At 36.9% G+C, this 14,511-nt stretch carries 16 protein-coding genes; 8 read left to right on the top strand and 8 right to left on the bottom strand.

The window, feature by feature from the left end; genetic code table 11:
- From M1E86_RS00825 to M1E86_RS00790, 8 genes are all read right to left on the bottom strand, one after another.
- Window positions 1-1,323 carry a hypothetical protein gene (locus M1E86_RS00825; protein ID WP_213914446.1) on the bottom strand — a complete coding sequence of 441 codons (1,323 nt, stop codon included), beginning with the start codon at window positions 1,321-1,323 and terminating at the stop codon, window positions 1-3.
- The gene (locus M1E86_RS00820; protein WP_213914445.1) at window positions 1,295-1,750 is read right to left on the bottom strand and encodes a hypothetical protein; all 456 of its coding nucleotides are present in this window, start codon (window positions 1,748-1,750) and stop codon (window positions 1,295-1,297) included. The genes M1E86_RS00825 and M1E86_RS00820 overlap by 29 nt, the downstream gene beginning before the upstream one ends.
- A complete protein-coding gene (sctN, locus tag M1E86_RS00815; protein WP_213914444.1) occupies window positions 1,750-3,042 on the bottom strand; it encodes a type III secretion system ATPase SctN in 1,293 nt (430 codons plus the stop codon). The genes M1E86_RS00820 and sctN overlap by 1 nt, the downstream gene beginning before the upstream one ends.
- Before the next feature lie 6 nt (window positions 3,043-3,048).
- Window positions 3,049-3,453 (bottom strand): type III secretion system protein, encoded by a 405-nt coding sequence (locus M1E86_RS00810; protein WP_213914443.1) that lies wholly within the window; start codon window positions 3,451-3,453, stop codon window positions 3,049-3,051.
- A gap of 97 nt (window positions 3,454-3,550) precedes the next feature.
- The gene (locus tag M1E86_RS00805) at window positions 3,551-5,617 is read right to left on the bottom strand and encodes an EscV/YscV/HrcV family type III secretion system export apparatus protein (protein ID WP_213914442.1); all 2,067 of its coding nucleotides are present in this window, start codon (window positions 5,615-5,617) and stop codon (window positions 3,551-3,553) included.
- Between the two features lie 21 nt (window positions 5,618-5,638).
- On the bottom strand, window positions 5,639-6,739 hold the full coding sequence (gene sctW / locus M1E86_RS00800) for a type III secretion system gatekeeper subunit SctW (protein WP_213914441.1): 1,101 nt from the start codon (window positions 6,737-6,739) through the stop codon (window positions 5,639-5,641).
- On the bottom strand, window positions 6,730-8,433 hold the full coding sequence (sctC, locus tag M1E86_RS00795; protein WP_213914440.1) for a type III secretion system outer membrane ring subunit SctC: 1,704 nt from the start codon (window positions 8,431-8,433) through the stop codon (window positions 6,730-6,732). Before sctC ends, sctW begins: the two co-directional genes overlap by 10 nt.
- The gene (locus tag M1E86_RS00790) at window positions 8,423-9,202 is read right to left on the bottom strand and encodes a helix-turn-helix domain-containing protein (RefSeq protein WP_213914439.1); all 780 of its coding nucleotides are present in this window, start codon (window positions 9,200-9,202) and stop codon (window positions 8,423-8,425) included. The genes sctC and M1E86_RS00790 overlap by 11 nt, the downstream gene beginning before the upstream one ends.
- A gap of 227 nt (window positions 9,203-9,429) precedes the next feature.
- On the opposite strand from M1E86_RS00790, the gene M1E86_RS00785 reads away from it, so the two are divergent.
- From M1E86_RS00785 to M1E86_RS00750, 8 genes are all read left to right on the top strand, one after another.
- Complete coding sequence (locus M1E86_RS00785) at window positions 9,430-10,650, top strand: PrgH/EprH family type III secretion apparatus protein (protein ID WP_213914438.1); 1,221 nt, start codon at window positions 9,430-9,432, stop codon at window positions 10,648-10,650.
- A gap of 49 nt (window positions 10,651-10,699) precedes the next feature.
- A complete protein-coding gene (locus tag M1E86_RS00780; RefSeq protein ID WP_213914437.1) occupies window positions 10,700-11,005 on the top strand; it encodes a type III secretion apparatus needle protein in 306 nt (101 codons plus the stop codon).
- Between the two features lie 52 nt (window positions 11,006-11,057).
- On the top strand, window positions 11,058-11,354 hold the full coding sequence (gene sctI, locus M1E86_RS00775) for a type III secretion system inner rod subunit SctI (RefSeq protein ID WP_213914436.1): 297 nt from the start codon (window positions 11,058-11,060) through the stop codon (window positions 11,352-11,354).
- 3 nt (window positions 11,355-11,357) lie between these two features.
- On the top strand, window positions 11,358-12,107 hold the full coding sequence (gene sctJ / locus M1E86_RS00770) for a type III secretion system inner membrane ring lipoprotein SctJ (protein WP_213914435.1): 750 nt from the start codon (window positions 11,358-11,360) through the stop codon (window positions 12,105-12,107).
- Entirely contained in the window at window positions 12,091-12,648 is a 558-nt protein-coding gene (locus M1E86_RS00765; protein ID WP_125891822.1) for a hypothetical protein, read from the top strand. The genes sctJ and M1E86_RS00765 overlap by 17 nt, the downstream gene beginning before the upstream one ends.
- The gene (locus M1E86_RS00760) at window positions 12,620-13,282 is read left to right on the top strand and encodes a hypothetical protein (protein ID WP_213914434.1); all 663 of its coding nucleotides are present in this window, start codon (window positions 12,620-12,622) and stop codon (window positions 13,280-13,282) included. The genes M1E86_RS00765 and M1E86_RS00760 overlap by 29 nt, the downstream gene beginning before the upstream one ends.
- Window positions 13,260-13,739 (top strand): hypothetical protein, encoded by a 480-nt coding sequence (locus M1E86_RS00755; protein ID WP_125891824.1) that lies wholly within the window; start codon window positions 13,260-13,262, stop codon window positions 13,737-13,739. The genes M1E86_RS00760 and M1E86_RS00755 overlap by 23 nt, the downstream gene beginning before the upstream one ends.
- 317 nt (window positions 13,740-14,056) lie before the next feature.
- A complete protein-coding gene (locus tag M1E86_RS00750) occupies window positions 14,057-14,485 on the top strand; it encodes a winged helix-turn-helix domain-containing protein (protein WP_125891847.1) in 429 nt (142 codons plus the stop codon).
- Window positions 14,486-14,511: the final 26 nt, after the last annotated feature.

Raw genomic sequence — 14,511 nt, 5'->3', positions numbered from 1 at the left:
TTAATCTTCTTCTTGCTGTTGGTCGTGCTGCTGGTTGCGCTGCTGCTGACGTCCATCTTCACGCCGAATATGCACACGACTTTCATAACTCAATAAATGCTTATTTTCATTCAATGCCATTTGAACTTCTTGGCTCGCTGTCGAAGCAATAAACTCCCCTTTCGCTGCCAATTCAAAGGTCACTGATGGGCTACTCTGCCATTGGCTAAAGGTATAGGTGAGGCTACGTGCCATCGCTTTCGGCTGTTGGTTCTCGCCTAAAAGAGGGGCATTTTCTGTAAAAGCAAATTCAAACTGTGCACCAACATCATGATGGGTATGATCTTTAATGCCTTGATTAATACTCTGTTGGCCATCCACATGATGGGTTGCTAGCTGTAATCCAAGAAGGGTGCTATTTTTTAATGGATCGTCTTTTAATGGCGCCTCTTTGAATAGGCTGTTTTTTTGTGAGTGCATATTTAATAACGTGGTATCAGGTGAATCAATTTGTTGATTATTAATTGGCTTTGATTGCTCCCCACCGATTTCTCGTTCAATTGCTGATTCAATTGCAGTATTGACTGAATGTTCAATCCGCAGCTGCTCAGTAATAATCTGCGGTTTTAACTCTTTTGATTTTGGTTCTAAAACACGCTTCGAGACTAATTCCACTAACGGGGTTTCCTTATTAAGCTGACTATTTTCACTTAATTGGAATTTATTGTTCCCGTATTGAACTGAATTACCGTTAAATTTCCCCTTTACTTTCGGTGGAATATTTTGCAATGGGAAGCCAGACATAAGAATATTAAATAAAGGCACCTCATCTTCGTCGGTAATCTTTTGTTCAACTGGGGTCGTCGACGCCACCGGCAGAGGATCCTCAACGAATTCGCAGTTAATTTCGATTGGTGCCATCGTCATTGAATCCGCCAATGGACTATCACCATCGGCTATATTCACTTGCGTAAATACAGGGTGATTAATTGGCAGTTCAGTCGCTTTGATGCCTAATTCTTTATTTTGGCCAACCGTTTGAATACCTTCTCCAATGTATCCATTTTCTTTCCATGCCATAACGCCCTTTGCTAAGTCACTCAATTGCGATATTTGTTGCATAAAAGGAAGAGCTACAGGTATGAAAATAGATGCATCTTTTAGCTGATGTTTCTTTTTATATTCAAAGAGCTTTATCCTATTTTTGTCGTTCACTGCTTTTACCATTTTTTGGGTTATATTTTTATGGTTAGATTCAGTGGTGCTATATTCAGATGATACTGTTGCTCCTTCGATAACGATATGAGGTACTTTGTCATTTGAGCTCGCTTTTATTACTGACATGTACGAATAACTCCTCAATTTCATTTTGCTGCTGAAGCTCTGATTTTAACCTTCTTGCTATACGTTGTTGTTTGAGATATTTTCGGAATTTCTCGCACTTATTACGTAATACGAATGCACGTTTAGCAATTTCAGACAGCTGTACTTTATTTTTTGATATTTCGCCTGTGAGGGTTTCTATTTGAAATTCAAATTGAGCAATTTCAGCTAAAACCACTGCCTTCAGCCGCTGTCTTTCCCAAAAAGCGGTTCGGCTTAACTCTTCTGATTTTTCATAAGATGCGGCCTGTGTTGCCAGAACTAAAATACGCTGGCGAATATCCACACATTGCTGTTGCTGTTGCTTTATGATTGAATTTAGCTGCGATTGTTCTTGTAATGTCCGGTCAAAACGTTGCTCAGTTAAAGTCAATAAATTAGAAATCATTAAGATGCCAAGTCATTGAGTATGTTTAACATTTTGTCGAAACTCATCGGCTCATCCATGGCTTGTTTTAAAAAACCGTCAATTTGATCTTTTTTATCTAAAGCTCGGTCATTTTCATGACTTTCTCCACGTTGATATTCACCCAGTTCAAGATAAAGCTGAATTTGTTCAAGCCTTGAAATCATGTCACGCAAATCAATCGCGCACTGGCGATGCTCTGGAGTTGTCACCTTTTGAAATACGCGACTAATACTGTGTAAGATATCAATAGCAGGGTAATGTCCACGTCCTGCCAGTTTGTGACTTAAGTAGATATGACCATCCAAAATTGAACGGATCTCATCCCCAATCGGGTCGGCTTCTTCTTCGCTTTCTAATAACACCGTATAAAATGCGGTAATCGAGCCATGTTTCAGTTGCCCTGGGCGCTCCAATAACATTGGAAGCTGTTCAAAAACAGAGGCTGGATAACCTCGTCTGGCAGGGAGTTCTCCGGTGGCTAAAGCCACGTCTCGCAATGCCCGCGCATATCGAGTCATTGAATCAACATACAACAATACATTACGACCACAGTCACGAAAATATTCAGCAATCGTAGTCGCAAGCAATGCGGCATTACACCGTTCAATCGGTGGGCTGTCTGAAGTCGCATAAATTAAAATTGTCTGTGTTGCATGGGGTGACTCTTTTAATTCTTCAATAAACTCAATAACTTCTCGACCTCGTTCACCAATTAAAGCAACGACATGGATATCCGCATGAGCATGGTTGATGATCATATTCATTAGTGAGGTTTTACCACTACCCGCAGCAGCAAATATACCTATACGTTGCCCTAACCCACATGTCAGTAAGCTATCAATCGCACGTACCCCAGTTACCATCGGCTCAGACACTGGTCGTCTTTGTGTAACGCTAACCGGAGGGCTATCAATACGCAGTAATTTTGTATTGAGTAACATTGTCTCAGATAGGTCTTCACTCAATGCACCAACTTGCTCTCCTGCTGCATTAAAAATTTTACCCGCTAAATGTTCACCAACTTCAAAGACAAACGGGTAACCACTCGGGCGAATAACTACTTCTCGCGTTAAACCTTGTGTACGACCGATTAAACTCAGTACCGTGAGCCCTTCTTTAAAGCCAACCACCTGTGCTTTTGCAATAATATCAGGCTGCGTAAGAGACCGCTCAATAAAACAAATTTCACCGATAAAAACACCGTGTAAGGGCGCTTCAATTAAGCACCCATGAATGCGCGCAGGATGCGCGCAGAAATCGAATAACGTCATAATAGGCTACGATAGCTGAGCGCTAAGCTCATTTGCACGCTCAAAGAACTCTTCAAAACTATCTGCAAATAATTGTATTTCATTTAAAGATGATTGCTTTAAAACAGCAGAGAGCACGTAAACATCATCCACAATATTCAATGCCGGTTGGCCCGGCAAAAAATTACTTGGCGGGTATTCTAATAATGTTTTCAATAAAGGTGCACTGATTAAATCCAGCTTACTGTAATTACAATCAGCTAAATTACACCAAATAATAATATCATCCGTTGATAAATCAATATTAATTGCAGGAAAATCATTCATTTCCAATTGAATATTAGAATGGCAATCTAGTTTTGAATTAACCAGGTCACTACGTCCCATAGAGTTTAAAAACTCATTCAGCATTTCTATAAATCTATATTTCATTGGGTAATCCTTATATTTAGAATATATTTTAATTATTCAACATCTTTAATTATATTGAATTCGGTTGCTTTATTTGTTAATAAAGCCAATTTTTTGATTATATGGTTTTGACCACATTGACCTTGACCATTTCAGAAACTTCATTAAACGAGAGTACTTCTAACTCTGGAAAACGACCTTCTACGATTTTTTTGACAAAACGACGAATATCAACCGGCACTAAAATGTTGACATCCCTCACAGATAAATAACTATTTTCTAAAGCAAGTTCAGCGGCCTGAATCAACTCATTGGTTTTTTCAGGTTCAAGATGCAAGTAAACCCCACCGGAAGCTTGCCGGCCCCCTTGGCGTATTGTGTCTTCTAGCTCTGAGTTAATCATGAGGACATTCAAGCGCCCATCTACAGAGAAGCAAGAGGAAATATAACGTGCCATTGAACTTCTTACGTGTTCGACTAACATTAAGCTGTCTTTTTCTTTTGGAACCCATTGCACTAAGGTTTCAATAATCAATTTCATATTGCGAACTGATATTTTTTCCATTAATAAGCGCTGGAAAACTTCGGTTACTTTTTGTACCGTAGTATGGCGATAGCACTCTTTCAGTAATTCAGGATATTTTCTCTCAAGATCATCAAGTAAATTTTTTGTTTCTTGAATACCAAAGAATTCATTAATAAACCTCAACAGCAAAGTACTGACACAATCAATTGCTTCTGTCACATCATCTCGCGCTATTAAACCAAGCTGTTCAATATTGAGTCGGTCCTTTTGTTCAAACCACGTACTCACTGAACCATATTCATCCGTAAACTTTGTCAATGTCATACCCAGATATTCGGGTTCATCATTAATCGTCAGTAAACGATACCCATGAAAATAGATATCATATTCTCCTGCTTTAATTTCATTAATTAGAACCACCATTTTATTTTCAGGGATAATCGGTGAATAATTAATGGCAATATCAGGGATCCTATATCCGTAACGAATAAAAATATCTTTTTTCATTCGAGACAAAAACTTATTATCCTCTAAATGTTTTTTATATTTCTGATTAACAGAAATGATCACCGGTAACGTTTCTGGAATATATTCATCTACAATATCACTATTTTCTCTTTGCGTTTCACCTTCCATCACATCTGAATTAATGATTTCAGCTTCACCCTTCACTGTTTTTTGCTTATTTTTTTTCTTGTTAAAAGACCTAAAAGCAAATAATCCAATAAGAAGCCCCGATAGCAATAAAAATATAACGGTTGGAAAACCAGGTAAAAAACCCATGGAAAGTACAATAAATGCTGTGATTAAAATCGTAAAGTCATTTGCAAATAACTCTGAAACAATATTTTCGCCTAGATTCTTATCATTACCGCCGACTCGAGTCACAATAAAACCCGCGCTAATAGAAATGAGCAGCGCAGGGATTTGAGCGACTAAGCCATCACCAATAGTTAATAAGGAAAAAGTATTTAGTGCTGTTGAAACATCCATTCCCTGTTGAGCAGTACCAACAGAGATCCCACCAATTAAGTTAACAAAAATGATGATAATTCCTGCGATTGCATCCCCTTTAATGAATTTCATCGCACCATCAAAAGAACCAAATAGCTGGCTCTCTTTTTCAAGGTCACCACGTTTCTCTTTAACTGCCGCCTCATCAATCACCCCCGCACGTAGATCGGCATCGATACTCATTTGTTTACCGGGCATCGCATCAAGAGAAAAACGTGCTGCGACTTCCGCAATACGTTCAGAACCTTTAGTAATAACAATAAACTGTACAATGGTAACAATCGCAAATACCACCATACCAACGACTAGGTTATCTTGAATAACAAACTCACCAAAAGTTGCGATAATATCCCCAGCATCTGCTTCTAATAAAATTAGTCGGCTAGTACTAATTGATAAAGCAAGCCGAAATAACGTACTAATTAGTAATATGGATGGAAATGACTGAAAATTCAGTACCCGAGTGATATAAAAAGAGCTCATAAAAATAAGTACTGAGATCATAATATTCAAGCCGATCAATAAGTCGACCAATATTGTGGGTAATGGAATAATCAACATCGCAATAACCATAACCATGATAACTAATACCATTAGCTCTGGGCGATTACGGATTTGTAATAAAAATCCGGTTATATTTTTCATTAAATTACTTTTCCTATCAAACTACGAATTTCGGTGTAAAAACAGCTCTTGCACCATAATTGGGTCCATGAGTTTCTTTAATTGAACAATAAGTTCCTCTCGTGCTTCCAATGACGGAAACACCGTAACTGGAATGATAGAAAACGCCAGTAAGAGTAATTGTAAAAATTGGCCTCGAATATCGGAGCTCATTATATTCAATATATTATTAATAAACGTGATGACAGCTTCTTCAAAGCCAATATGATTACGTATGCCTCGGGTAAATAATTGACTTAGCTCTTTTTCAAGCTTTGATTTATTTGATTTTTCATTATGGCGAAAAAAGCCAGATTGAAAAAATTGCTGACAAAATACATAGTCTAACGACTGCAGTTCCCGTAACCGACCAACACGATTAAAAAAACTTCCGAATGCACTGATATTCAAATCACCTAATGGCAACGCTTGTAAATCACAGGCAAGCGCCCGACCAAGATAACGCATCATATTCTCACGCTCTTGGATTTCCATTTCCTCAACCCATTGTTCATATAAATAAACAACCGGCCCGTCATAACTAATAAATTCGCGATATAACGTCCGTAAATTTGCAGCACTAAAATGTAATTTTTCTGCGAATGCCTTTGCAATTAGCGCAATATTAATACCAGCTTGAGCACTCCGTTTCGTATCTTCCGCTTGCAGTAATTCGACCAAAACTTCAAGGCTATCAATTTGTTCTTTTTTTAATTTTTTTCGATTAATTAATGCAGCAAGTAGCATCAATAAATCACTAGGGTCAGTAAAAAATTGTAATAAAAAGGCTCGCAACTGTTTTGGGGTCATTAACTGCTTACTCAATAACCCTTCTATGTGTAATACTTTATCATCCGCATCTTTATCTAAAATGCGTTCAGAAAATTGTATCCACTCTTCTTCACTGCCCTTTTTAGAGCTTCCTCGGCGTATATGGCTTGCCGCCAACATCGACATCGATGCATATTCACTGGAACTATCAATGACGCCAGCACCACGAGCGACTTCATCCGAGTCATCGCTACTGCTACTCACAGGTGCGCGACTTTTATTTTGAGTATTAACGGAAAAACGGTGATTAAAACTCAGTGGTGTTATTGCCATGACTCACTCATGTATTGTTGGAGAAATTGGACCGTACCGTGCAATTGACTGTCATGGCTGGTGATCCGCGCCTTTTCGGAGAATTGTCGCCCATCCCACCCTTCATTTTCATCCAATAAACGCGGTTGGATTAAAAATAAGCGAACCATTTTTTGTTGGTTAGTCGATGAATGGCTAAATAATCCCCCCACATAAGGAAGATCGCCTAGAAAAGGAATTTTGCTTTCATTTTCAACAAATTGCTCACGTGTATATCCACCAATAAGCAAACTACTGTCTTTTGCTATACGCGCCACTGTGTTAATACTGGTTCGATTAACGGCAGGTAACCCTTCAACGCTAGATGTTTTCCCCATGCTATCGCGATTTTCTGCACCATCCTCAATGTTGACTTCCATTTCAACGTTATTACCTGCAGAGATACGGGGCATCACACTCACCATTGTGCCGTAAGTCACTTGCTCAAGAGTTGCAATGCGCTCGCCTTGTAATTTGGCGTAAAAACTAGTGTTGTTATCAAATAAAGCAGGAATGTTTTCTTGAGTTAATAGCACCGGACGAGAAACAATGTGCCCGTTGCCCGTCTTATTCAGTGCATCAATCTGTAATAGGAATTGCTGACTATTCGATAATGTACTTCGATTAAATGATACTGACCCCTTTCCCGTATTAAATGTGCCAACTTCCCAATTCACGCCTAAATTATCTAACTCAGAACGGGTAATATCGATAATCCATAATGACAACTCCACTTGGCGGCGACGCATATCCAATGTATTCACTAGCTGGCGAACATAACGGATTTGCTCTTGGCTCCCTTTAACAATCAAGCTATTACTATCAGGATGTGCCACCAAAGAAAAAGAACGATTAGAGGACTTTTTAGTTACCTGCTGAAGTTTATTCGCTGTAGGCAACGAGTCACCAATTGGCGCATCCATTAATTCATCTATTGAGTCACCTGTTGAATTAATTGCTACCGATGGAGGCTGGGTAGTGAGTATTTCATCCATTTCAGCACCATTTTTGAATAAATTATTGATGACATTCAGCAGGCCAGGGATCGTAATATTTTGCCCGCGTAATGAATAGCTTCTATCGGTTACTGAGGCGTGCTTTAATGGAATAACCGCAACTTCACCGCTGGATAATTCCTCTTTCCTAATTTGTTCTGCAAGATATAAAGAAGCTGCTTTTATTAATTCAATATAGAGAGGTGGCCCAGAGACAAATAATAGCCTTTCTCCCTCTTGTGAACGCACAGGAAAGCGTGAGTCATAAATGCCATTTCGTTGAATATAATTCAGCAGTTGATTGCTACTGACATTATTCGTTGGAATAATTGCGCTACGCATTTCACTGTTATCATAAACATAAATACTTGCACCATCGTCATACCACACTAGCGCAATTCGTCGGGCTAATGCTTTAAACATTTCATCTGCATTGGCCAAATTAAAATTACCGGTTACCTTTTTTTGCGCGGCTAATTTACTAAGAATAATCGGTTTATTTAGACGCTCAGCAACCGCATCAAACACCTTACCTACCGCAATATTATTTGCGACAAATGTATCGTGGTTTTTTGACTGCGTAACGGGTTCCGCCACAATAATTTCTGCTTGTGCCGAATAGAAATTCATACTCAGTAAAAATAGTGTTACCCCTAACACTCGATTTTTTTTACTGTTCATATAATGTCGCTCCAATGTGCCTAATTTCTGATGGTGTTAGGCCTAACTCTTTTTTAATATCATTCGTAAAATGAGAGGCTGAGCAATAACCTGCTTCCAACCCGACATCTAATATTGAATCGTCACTTTCAATTAGTTGCAGAATGGCATTAGCCATACGAACACTCATAATTTTTCGCTTTGCTGTTTTATTAAAGTTTTCTCGGTAAAGCTGCCTAAAATAAGAAGCTGATATACCATAACGCGCACATAACTGATTAATGTTGGCATTCTTATCATCTTGAGCGGAAGTAAGAATAAATCTCATCATGCCGTAGGCTTCATATCGTCTCAATATTTCACACCAACTATCAAATACAGGATGATTTCTAATAATTAAATCAATCACTATATTTTTAATCGAAGTGGTTAAGGGATAATTTTCAGACAACACAATGAATTCATCTTGACTGCTTTCATCAACTTTCGTTTTCTCTTTTTTAGCGAGAAATGCTTGCCCTGTCGCGGTGTCAATAACGGCTAATATCTCAACTAATTCTGATAAATCCATTGTACACAAACTCCAATGTGACTTATCTATCAACTCCCACTCATTCTCTTGGCAAATAAATATAGACTGGTTTTCAATTGAGATATTTAAATTTGAATATAGGGATTTATAAAAAAAAGGCGCTGAATTCTTATTCGGTATAGCCAAGACCAGTTTATCCTGCAAAGAAAAGCAACAGCCTCTACTTTCTAATAATGTAGCAATATCTTTATTTGACATTATACAGGCCTTATTAACGTAATTTTGTGTATACAGAATGAGCGATAGCGGAAAGAGCCTCAAGGGAATATTCTGGAATCCTTTATACTTTCTGTTCCAACTTAAAGGTGTGAATGAATAAGAACAATTCAACTGACAAAAAAAATATTTCTTGTTTTACTTTCGGCCAATAACGAGACCCAATCAATCTATAACTAAAATTAAATTAACTCCATGAGATTATTTTTATGAGTGATACAAACAGTCGAATATGCATAATAAAGATTGCTAGTGGCCCAATGGCCGGCCAAGAATTAATGGTTAATGCTGATAACAATCTCATTATCATTGGTGATGGCTTAGATTACAAAACTGACATCAATAATGATGGGGTTACCACTTACCAAATTCCTAGCAATGGCATTACTTGTGAGTTTTCAATTATTACAGCGAGCCAATATACTGAAAGCGGTATAGCTATTCGCCTAAATAATAATGGATTAAGTACTGAAATTCCTATCATTTTCCAGCAATTACTTTTAGCCGATATATTTCCTATCGCAATAAAAATGCAAGATACTGATTGGCAAAGCCCCCAACCACTTGAAAATGCATTAATGTCAGAAGTGGAAGGCTCATTACCTGCTACCAAAACGACGACCAGAAATAAGGTAAGAAAATCAGCTACAGAAAAATCACCTCTTTTTAATAAACAAACTATGCTGCTTTTTTTCTTTACTTTATTTGCAATATTTATTTTTTACGTTATTTTTCAATACATCCCAGATCAAAGTGCTGAGAAAAAAGTAAAAACATTAGAACACATACTTCAAGGTAGCCACTATCCTATAACTGTGACTCAAAATGTAAGCAACGAAAGTGTCATTTTAGTCAAAACACAAAGAGATGCAGATTGGAGTATGCAACGCCTAGTCAAGGCTAAATACAATGAAAAATTCTCAATTAGAATAATAAATAAACTCGAAAAAGAAATTGAAAATAAAATCATTGAAGTATTTCCAGATACGTTAAAATTAGATATTAGTAACCCATGTAATCCCACAATCACAATTATAGCTAATAATATATCAACAGATACACAGAAGAAAATAGACAAACTATTATCCAACTATTTTCGTTGTTATACTAAAAGCGAAATAAAAAAAGTCATATTGGGTGAATTATTACAAAAAGCAGAGTTAGGATTAACAGAAAGTAATGTTCAATGGCGTAAAATCACTAAAGACAACAAGGTTATCTTTATAATAAAAGATAGTTTAGATGATAACCAGACCGTCTCATTAATTAACTTCACAAATACATTTCATAAACAATGGGGAGAAAATCACATTCAATTTTCCATTTCCCTTGCAAATAACAAACTCTTGGGGAAATCATTTGTCACCAATGAAAATGGTTATCTTTTATTAGGTAATAATCATTGGTTTTTCAATTCAATCAGTTTTTAACTTAACAAGATATTAATTAATATAACTTTACAGATAAAGAGGAAACAATATGGCAGATATAATCCCAGGCTTAGATAATGGCCGCTGGGTAAGCTCAGCTTTAGAAACCGAGGGGAAAGATAAAGATAGTCTAGGTATGATCTATCGTACTTCAGCAAGTATTAGTAAAAAAGCTAAGCTGTTCGGAGATGAATTAAATACCATTCTTTCCTCCTCAACTTTAGAAGTCGATAACCCTGTGGTACTGGCTCGAATCACCGCTATGAGTGGTAATTATAATATGGCTCGCCAACTACAAAGTAACTTTATGAAATCAATTAAAGATACTGACCAAGCCATTATTCGTAACGTTTAATTTTAAAGAGCATTATTAAATATAATGCTCTATTTTATTAAGGAAATAATCTATGTTAGCTATTACACCACATTTACCGCTCACGGTTCCAACAGATGCATCATCGGCTCTCTCATCACCAGCTCCGATTGAAGACAAAGTCAAAAAGTTATTTGCTGAATACACCGCCACTATTAGCCAAGAAAAAAAAGCGCTAACTGAGAGTGTAAATAATATTGACCCAAGTAACCCAGCCGAATTACTGCAATTTCAAAACCGCGTCGGTAATTACAGCCTGACGATGAATATGATTAGTACACTGACGCACAAAAGTGTCTCTGCGATTGATACTGTCTTAAAAGCCCAATAAACCATGAATATTTTAAAGAAATTTATCTTGATTGGAGTTATTAGCTTCTTAGTCGGTTGCGATAATCAGTTATTACTCAGTCAGTTGAGCCAACGACAAAGCAATGAAGTATTAGCCATACTACAAGAACATGGTGTTGAAGCTACACGTAAGCAAAATAATAAAAGCGGGGATTCCATCCGTGTTCAACCTAGTGATTTTGTGATTGCGGTAGATTTACTACGCCAATATAATTTGCCCTCAAAAGATCCAATAGAAATCATCCAAGCATTCCCTGGCGATTCTTTGGTGGCATCACCGCAAGCAGAACGTACCCGCTTGCTTTCTTTAATTGAACAGCGCCTTGAGCAATCATTGCTCACCATTCCCGATATCATTAATGCGCGAGTTCATGTCAGCTACCCATTAAATGGCAATAATCCGACCAAGCAAATACAAAACGTCTCTAGCTTGGTGACCTATTCTGGAAGTGATGACCCCCAGATGATGATGCATAAAATTAAATTGTTTCTAACAAACAGTTTTGCTGAAGCAACTTACGATAATGTCTCTGTCGTCGTCGTCAACCGGCCACCATTACAATATCAAATTAAATCTGAGCCAGAATATACATTTAATCCAATTATAATTAGCGCGATTATCGCTGCGATTACCATTCTATTTTCTATTTTACTGTTACTGTGGCGCCAACTAAGTAGCAAAAAGTCCACAACTGGTCTGTTGGAGAAACCTGTTGATGACTACGCTGAATAACCTACTAATTACGCAAGGAAATATATTCCTAGCGCCAGGCAGCTATTTTCATAGTGAATTTAATGGAGTCGGATATAACGACTTTCCCCCAATGCTGCAACGTAAGCACAACCAACAGTTAATTCAGCGATATGCATTACCTTTGCCTAATAAGAGAACCCCCTTATTACCCAAAACATTATCGGAACATTGGGCTTTACTACCGGAGGTGGCGTTAGGATTAGGGGTTCTGTTACACGCTGAACCGCTCCCTTGGTGGGTTGAGCTTTCCAAATACCGTGTATTACATACACAGTTAAGTCGCCCACTTTGGCAATCAGAAAACCAACCTACAACTTCACCGCAAGTCTTAACAGCCCTTGGAGCACAACAATTACTACAGTGTTTAGCGCCCTTTGGCCCCGCTTATACCCTTCGAGCTAAATATATGTTTAGTCTTGAAACCCAACAACTTATTCCGCCATCCATAAAAACGATGCTACCTTGGAATACTATTGAAGAAACATGCCGATATGTCAGAGAAAGCACCCCTGAATGTTAAACAGACAATGTCTGAAAAAGTCTTGATCAAATATCAAGCATTAAGTGCCGATAGATACCACAGAACTATCATTCAACTAGCTCAAAAAAAGGCGAGTGAACATTACCAACAAGCAAAACAACAGCAAGAAGCGCTCTACCAAACGGCTTATCACCAAGGCTATAACGATGGCATTAAACAATTGTTAACGGATTTTATTACTGCGATAGAGAACAGTGAAATTCAGTACCAAGAAAATACGAGTCAAAGTAAAGAGCAGCTGATGAAAATATTGAATGAGCTTTTTGGTGATAACCATTTACAAGAGACGGTTGCAGCCTATTTTGAAAAAAAATACGCAAAAATAACCAATTCTACATTACACCTACCTGCAAACATGCAAGCTCGTATTGCTAAGAATGACTCTGATATGAAATTTTCAACCTCTTCTGATAATACCATCGCATTAGAGGTTGATAATAAGATTACCTATTTCTCCCCTATTATTGCCTCTAAAAATATTTTCCCTCATGTATTTTCTGTTCCAATACAGTGCCAAATTTTAAAAATGCATAAAGAAGCCTATCAAAGCTTGATAAAAACAATAAATTCAATACAGGAAAAACACAAAGATGCTAACCAATCTACAATCTAAGGCTATCAATTCTCAACACAGCGAGCCTCAAACTCATCCTGAAGATATTCAAAGTAAAATGACTTCATTATGGCAGAAGAAAAATATGGAGATCCAAAACAAGCATCAATACAGCGAAAAAATAGATTTATCCCCCAAAGAAAAAAATAAAATTAACAAGTTCATTGATGAGCTTAAGTCAAAAGAAGATGACAAAATATTTTTTGCGCATGTCTTTAAAACAATGATTAAGTTGGGTAGAGATGAGAAACAAAACTTTATTACCGGTGTTCACCAAACATTGGGCTCATCAAGTGACCCTGAAATTGCCTCACTAAATCAAAAATTTAAGCGCTCACTCAGCCATTATATGTCTATCAGTTTGATGAGTGCTCCTCTTAACAACCAAATTCGTCATAATATGACTAGTTTTAATTTGGAAGGGAATGATGATGAGGAAGAAGAATTACTAATTTAATATTTATTCTCCCTACCATTCTCATCTTACATTCATCATCCTCGACTAATATTTATAGGTTTAGTCTATTTTTTTAATATTCTAAGCCTATTTATTTAGCAAAAATCAGAAAATATAAAAAATACAAATAAAAATTGATATATACAACCTCCAAATATAGTTTAAATTCACCCCATCAAAACATATGAGCTCAATATCAAAAAACGATTTTATTTTTAAATCATCTTATCTAACATCGTTTTTTGTATTGATATATATTTCATCGATAATCAGGATAGATATAAATTATGACCGATTTATCAACAGTACAAAATTTTATGAATAATATTGACTATAATGAAAAGGAATCAATGATCCTCTTATCTGGGAATGTCGTATATGACCCACTCAAACGAACACTTTCTCGTGAAAAAAATGTCGTTAACCTTTCCGAAAATGAATCATGCCTACTTAAATTATTATTAATAAAAACAAATAGTAAAAGAGAGGTCATGTATGAAATCTGGGAAAAAAGAGGCACAATCGTGACTGAAAGTAGCTATTACAAGCTTGTCAGACAACTGCGACAATCCTTTAAAAAAGTCGATCTTGATGAAAATTTAATTATGACTTTACCTCGAATAGGTATCTTATACACAGGAGAAAAATCAGAAATGCCAACACTCTCTAAATATGATACAAGAAAAAGCATTTATACTTATATACGATATCTTCTTCAGAAAGTGTTTATTCGTTCATCACTATAATTATATTTTTCTAGAGAGTAATTTTA

The organism is Providencia sp. PROV200 (genome assembly GCF_049901995.1).
Lineage (GTDB): Bacteria > Pseudomonadota > Gammaproteobacteria > Enterobacterales > Enterobacteriaceae > Providencia > Providencia rettgeri_E.
Note: the sequence above shows the minus strand (reverse complement) of the source record. Positions and strands in the feature narration are given on the sequence as shown.

Coding starts and splice junctions, on each gene's coding strand:
- M1E86_RS00825 (WP_213914446.1), bottom strand. CDS start 1,323: ATGTCAGTAATAAAAGCGAGCTCAAATGACAAAGTACCTCATATCGTT.
- M1E86_RS00820 (WP_213914445.1), bottom strand. CDS start 1,750: ATGATTTCTAATTTATTGACTTTAACTGAGCAACGTTTTGACCGGACA.
- sctN (WP_213914444.1), bottom strand. CDS start 3,042: ATGACGTTATTCGATTTCTGCGCGCATCCTGCGCGCATTCATGGGTGC.
- M1E86_RS00810 (WP_213914443.1), bottom strand. CDS start 3,453: ATGAAATATAGATTTATAGAAATGCTGAATGAGTTTTTAAACTCTATG.
- M1E86_RS00805 (WP_213914442.1), bottom strand. CDS start 5,617: ATGAAAAATATAACCGGATTTTTATTACAAATCCGTAATCGCCCAGAG.
- sctW (WP_213914441.1), bottom strand. CDS start 6,739: ATGGCAATAACACCACTGAGTTTTAATCACCGTTTTTCCGTTAATACT.
- sctC (WP_213914440.1), bottom strand. CDS start 8,433: ATGAACAGTAAAAAAAATCGAGTGTTAGGGGTAACACTATTTTTACTG.
- M1E86_RS00790 (WP_213914439.1), bottom strand. CDS start 9,202: ATGTCAAATAAAGATATTGCTACATTATTAGAAAGTAGAGGCTGTTGC.
- M1E86_RS00785 (WP_213914438.1), top strand. CDS start 9,430: ATGAGTGATACAAACAGTCGAATATGCATAATAAAGATTGCTAGTGGC.
- M1E86_RS00780 (WP_213914437.1), top strand. CDS start 10,700: ATGGCAGATATAATCCCAGGCTTAGATAATGGCCGCTGGGTAAGCTCA.
- sctI (WP_213914436.1), top strand. CDS start 11,058: ATGTTAGCTATTACACCACATTTACCGCTCACGGTTCCAACAGATGCA.
- sctJ (WP_213914435.1), top strand. CDS start 11,358: ATGAATATTTTAAAGAAATTTATCTTGATTGGAGTTATTAGCTTCTTA.
- M1E86_RS00765 (WP_125891822.1), top strand. CDS start 12,091: ATGACTACGCTGAATAACCTACTAATTACGCAAGGAAATATATTCCTA.
- M1E86_RS00760 (WP_213914434.1), top strand. CDS start 12,620: ATGTCAGAGAAAGCACCCCTGAATGTTAAACAGACAATGTCTGAAAAA.
- M1E86_RS00755 (WP_125891824.1), top strand. CDS start 13,260: ATGCTAACCAATCTACAATCTAAGGCTATCAATTCTCAACACAGCGAG.
- M1E86_RS00750 (WP_125891847.1), top strand. CDS start 14,057: ATGAATAATATTGACTATAATGAAAAGGAATCAATGATCCTCTTATCT.